Genomic DNA, 767 nt, shown 5'->3' with positions numbered 1-767 from the left:
CGGTCCGGGACGCTGGAGAGGTTCGTTCCGGCCGAAACCGAGGCTTCTGTGATGCCGGTGAGCTCGCAGGTCAGCATGGTGCTGGGGGCCGTCCACGGGCACCGTGGAGTGTTGCTGTGAGCACGCGCGTCAGAATTCCTGTTCCACCCTGGCCCTCCCGGAACGGCGGACCACTCGGCCGTTGGCGAGGGAGGGAGCAAGGCCGTGGACGTGCTGCACGAACGCTGCGCCGGTCTGGACATCAGCAAGAAGGACGCCAAGGCGTGCGTCCGCACTCCGAGTACGAAGCGCCGTGGCTCGTTCACCAACGAGACCACGACCTGGGGCTCGACGACGAACGCGGTGCTTGCTCTGCGGGAGCATCTGCTGGCCGCCGCGGTCACGTTGGTGGTGATCGAGGCAACCTCGGACTACTGGAAGCCGTTCTACTACGTGCTGGCCGAGGATCTGAACGTGATCCTGGTCAACGCTCGGCAGGTCAAGAACCTGCCCGGCCGCAAAACCGACGTCTCGGATGCGGCCTGGCTGGCCCAGCTCGGCGCCCACGGCCTGGTCCGCGCCTCGTTTGTCCCGCCGCAGCCCGTGCGCGAGCTGCGGGACCTGACCCGGGCCCGCACCCAGATGACCCGCGAGCGCGGCCAAGTCGTCCAGCGGCTGGAGAAACTGCTTGAGGACACCGGCATCAAACTCGCCGCGGTCGCCTCCGACATCATGGGCGTCTCCGGCCGGGCCATGCTCGAAGCCCTCATCGCCGGCGAACGCGACCC

1 protein-coding gene is annotated in these 767 nt (G+C 68.1%); it reads left to right on the top strand.

The window, feature by feature from the left end; genetic code table 11:
* Positions 1 to 204: 204 nt before the first annotated feature.
* On the top strand, positions 205 to 767 hold a 563-nt coding region (locus ABD357_RS34365), incomplete at its 3' end, for an IS110 family transposase (protein WP_344395143.1).

This window comes from Streptomyces vastus (assembly GCF_039532825.1).
In the GTDB taxonomy this organism is placed as follows: domain Bacteria; phylum Actinomycetota; class Actinomycetes; order Streptomycetales; family Streptomycetaceae; genus Streptomyces; species Streptomyces vastus.
Note: the sequence above shows the minus strand (reverse complement) of the source record. Positions and strands in the feature narration are given on the sequence as shown.